Genomic DNA, 4,136 nt, shown 5'->3' on the forward strand with positions numbered 1-4,136 from the left:
CTTCCCTGGTGTAAGGAGGTGAGGGTGGTGAGTCGCGATGGCTCCTCCCTGGTTGCTGAGGTGGTTGCAGGTTTTCTCTCACTCAGGGGTGGGTACACTTCGCACGTTTCGTTTTGCCCTCCTAGAGATAGCCAGCCAGGCTGGGTTAAGGTGCAGTCCACCGACGGCGTATTTAGGCTTTTGCAAAGTGAGTGGCGTTTTTTACCAATGGGGAGCGAAAAAACGCTGGTCAAGTTTTGTATAAAGTTTTCTTTCAGGCAAAAAATACTTCAGATTACCTTTGATGTCGCGGCAGACGTTGCCAAACACCGGATTATGCGCGCATTTCGTGCAAGAGCCTACGAGTTGTTTGGGAATAAGGACTTAGGACGTTAAATCTCATTCACCAATACCAAGCTTGTTTGTGTGAGCCTGTGTATGTATATAGGTAGAGCTGGTTGGGGGTTGTCATGTACGGAGTTCTATCGGCTGCCGGGGTGTACGGATTTTTTGCAGGCGGAGCCAATGCTGCGTTGCCGGTTTTGTGGCGAGATGGGCTCGAGCTGTCACGCGTTTTGCACTCTGCAATGCCGCTTTTTCTGTCGTTTTCCCTGGCTTTGCTGGCTATATTGCTGCAGTCATGTGGAAATATGCGTGCGCGGGAGGTGTTATGCTGCCTACTGTATTACGCAAGTAGCACATTTGTACTTTCGCTGTCTGACCCCACCTTCATTGCCGTTGGGTTTGAGTTTATGGCGCTTTTTGCGCTTCTCCTCATTGCGTACGGGTGCCCTGCCGGCAATATTGGAGCATTTCTTCATTACGCGTCTGTGCACTTTATTTCAGGAGTGCTCCTCCTCGTAGGTGCATGCAAATTTGCTCAGGTAGGCCAATTCACTGGGCTGTCTAAGACATTGTATATGGCCGGTCTTCTGATAAACGCTGCATCATTTCCCGCGTCATCCTGGGTTTCACATACGTATCCTATGTCCTCCAGGTTTGGGATTATGGTGTTATCTGCATTTACGACTAAAGTTGCCGCCTGCATTCTGCTGAGAATGTTTTCTGGTGATCCAATACTGCTATATGCGGGTATGATGACCGCTATATACGGTGCAATTTTTGCCTGGCTGGAACGAAATATAAGGAAGGCCATGTCCTATAACGTTGTCGGGCAGGTGGGGCTGATGCTGATTGCTATAGGGTTTAGCGGCGTTTCCTATGGGGTGTTGATTGCGTATATGGCGCTTTCAGTGCTTTACCAGACACTGTTGTTTATGGTAGCGGATGTGGTTACAGTAGGCAGTGCGGAGCACAGAAGGGGCGGCCTGTATGCCGTTTATTTGTCGATTTTTGCCTGTATAGTTGCTGCATTGAACATGGGAGCCTTTCCTGGGAGTGCAGGGTTTGTAGTGAAATCATTAGTGCTGCATAGCGCGGGAACCGCTGGGCTTATTGACGTGATATCAAAACAGGTCTTTCTGATTTGCAGTCTCCTATTATTTGCTGGCGTAGGGTTAAGGTTGGTGTGGCTTTCAAGTGCGCAGCTGCGCGCTAGCCATAATGAATCCTCATCGGTTGGCAGGTATCTTCTTGAGGCCCCCATGGCTTTCTTGGTGCTGTTGTTGGTAGTTTTGGGCATGTTTCACAAACAAGTTCTCTCCTTTACGGGGGAGCGGTTTGTATACACGCCGAAAGACGTGGCCGTTCAGATTGCAGCCATTTCTGTTACGGCGTTATGTTTTGTTATATCGTTGCGCAACAAACTGCTAGGCAGATGCGAGTTCAGCATAGATATTGACTGGATTTATAGGCGCTTTCTTCCCAAGGTGATTTCTGGGTTTTGGAATTTTGTGTTATACCTATGCAACGTACTTTCCGAAAAAGTGTGTATCCCCGAATACGATGATGAGGATCATGCTTGGGTGTCGGCGTTGCGCCAAAGGATGGAGGCGGCCGACGTTGCTTTGCTTTTGTGTATGCTGGTTATCGGAGTTGTGTTGGTGTTAACTTATGTTTGATTCTTTAGCCAAGGGCATTGCCTCTGCGGTACAAAAACTAGGCGGTAGGCGCGAAATATCTGACAAAGACTTTGATCTTGTCTTGGAAGATGTAACTCAGGCCCTACTGGATGCTGACGTGAACCTCATGGTTGTAGAGCAGTTTATAGGGGATGTAAAAAGCAAGATAGTTGGGGGTGAGGTCGTCAAAGGAGTCCTGCCTGAGCAGATGATTATCAAGCTTATGGAGGAATGCCTAATAGAGGTTTTAGGTAATGAGAAAAGCGAGCTTGACTTAAGCGGGAAAGCGCCAGTTGCCATCATGATGGTTGGGTTGCAGGGTGTTGGTAAGACCACAAACACGGTGAAAGTCGCCTTCAAACTGAAGAAGAGTGAGAAAAAAGTCTTGGTTGCGTCCCTAGACGTATACAGACCGGCGGCCCAGGAGCAGCTTGGAGTTTTAGCGCAAGGGGTAGGTGTAGACAGCCTTCCCATTGTTGAGGGTGAGTTACCACTGGATATAGCCAAAAGAGCTATGAAAGAGGCAAAACGCGGGGGGTATGATGTTGTCATAGTTGATACTGCGGGTAGATTGCACATAGACCAAGAAATGATAGGGGAGCTTCAGCTCGTCAAAAAGGAGGTCTCGCCCAACGAGACTATACTGGTTGTGGACTGCATGATGGGGCAGGATGCAGTTGAGGTTGTTCGTGGGTTTCATGATAAACTCAACCTTACCGGCACAATCTTTACCAGGGCTGATGGGGATTCACGCGGAGGTGCAATACTCTCCATGAAGATGGTGTCCGGGTGCCCAATAAAGTTTATGTCTACGGGGGAGAAGCCCGAAGATTTGGACGACTTTTACCCAGACAGGGTTGCACGCCGGATTTTAAACATGGGTGACGTTGCCTCCCTTGTTGAAAAAGCGGTTGAAGCTGTAGGTAGAGAAACCATACGTGACCTTCAAGACAAGGCCAGCAAGGGGAAATTTGACCTTGATGACTTAGTAGTGCAGCTGAAGGCTCTAAGCAGAATGGGTGGAATTGCCAGCATTATGAAGTTTATTCCCGCATTTGGGAATGATGTAAAACGCAAGGTCGCAGGGATTGTTGACGACAGCAAAGTAGACAAGTATATTGCCATAATAAACTCTATGACTAAGCTAGAGAGGGCTAACCCCAAGATATTAAACGGTGCGCGCAAAGCCAGAATAGCGAAGGGCGCTGGAGTTAAGGTTGACGTAGTTGATGCACTGCTAAAGCAATACAACCAGATGAACTCCATGATAGGCAAGTTTAGCCAGATGAAGGCAAGCAAGCTTAAGGATGCGGATATTATGTCCTTCCTACAGCGCAAGGGGATGTAATGGATTCATGCATTGCTGCGCCTTTTTGTTGTCATTCTCTGCTGTATTGGTGAGGCGGTACGTGGCCGAGATAGAGTGTGGTACCTAGGTTTTTATGATGGGGCGCGATTCGGAGAAATGTTCTTTGGTTGCCGTTGTGGGCGCAACCAATGCTGGTAAGTCCACGCTTATCAATGAGTTGGTGGGGTTTAAGGCTTCAATAGTAACTCCGAAAGTCCACACAACGCGGGTGCGAATGAATGCAGTGCGCAACGATGGGAATGTCCAGCTGGTGTTTACAGATACCCCAGGTGTTTTTGCGCCGAAAACCGTTCTGGAAAAGTTTTTGGTGAAAAACGCATGGATGTCTATCAGAGGTGCGGACGTTGTGGTTTTGGTACTTGAGGCCAGGAACTATCTGTGTAGCCAAGTTGCCAGGGTGGTTGCCACAGTTAAGCACTCGCATATTCCCGCTGTGGCCGTGCTTAATAAGACCGATCTGCTTCAGGAGTGTCGTATTCGCGGGATTTTAGCACACGTACAGTCCATGCACGAATTTACCGGGGTTTTTGCGATTTCGGCACTTCACGGTTTGGGCACTGAGGCTCTGTTAACACACCTGCGCGAGTCCGCGGATTACTGTCCGTGGTTGTATCCCGGTACTCAGCGTACTGACGCCACTGTAGAATTTTTTGTAGCCGAAATTACTCGCGAAAAGCTGTTTCTTGCTCTCCGCCAGGAACTGCCATACTCACTGTCTGTGGTTACGGAAAAGTTTGAAGATAGGGGCCGTAGCGTCATAATCAAAC

General features: G+C 48.5%; 4 protein-coding genes. All 4 read left to right on the plus strand.

The window, feature by feature from the left end:
• Positions 1–375 (plus strand): type II toxin-antitoxin system RatA family toxin (locus tag GAC_RS02605; RefSeq protein WP_037349366.1); only part of this gene is annotated, 375 nt, incomplete at its 5' end.
• 74 nt (positions 376–449) lie between these two features.
• Positions 450–2,000 (plus strand): proton-conducting transporter transmembrane domain-containing protein, encoded by a 1,551-nt coding sequence (locus GAC_RS02610; protein ID WP_010267930.1) that lies wholly within the window; start codon positions 450–452, stop codon positions 1,998–2,000.
• On the plus strand, positions 1,993–3,348 hold the full coding sequence (ffh, locus tag GAC_RS02615; protein WP_010265072.1) for a signal recognition particle protein: 1,356 nt from the start codon (positions 1,993–1,995) through the stop codon (positions 3,346–3,348). Before GAC_RS02610 ends, ffh begins: the two co-directional genes overlap by 8 nt.
• A gap of 94 nt (positions 3,349–3,442) precedes the next feature.
• On the plus strand, positions 3,443–4,136 hold a 694-nt coding region (gene era, locus GAC_RS02620; RefSeq protein WP_050813514.1), incomplete at its 3' end, for a GTPase Era.

The sequence above is a fragment of the Anaplasma marginale str. Florida genome (genome assembly GCF_000215485.1).
Classification (GTDB): domain Bacteria; phylum Pseudomonadota; class Alphaproteobacteria; order Rickettsiales; family Anaplasmataceae; genus Anaplasma; species Anaplasma marginale.

Bases quoted from the DNA above. Each gene is read 5' to 3' on its own strand.
- ffh (WP_010265072.1), top strand. From the start codon at position 1,993: ATGTTTGATTCTTTAGCCAAGGGCATTGCCTCTGCGGTACAAAAACTA.
- GAC_RS02610 (WP_010267930.1), top strand. From the start codon at position 450: ATGTACGGAGTTCTATCGGCTGCCGGGGTGTACGGATTTTTTGCAGGC.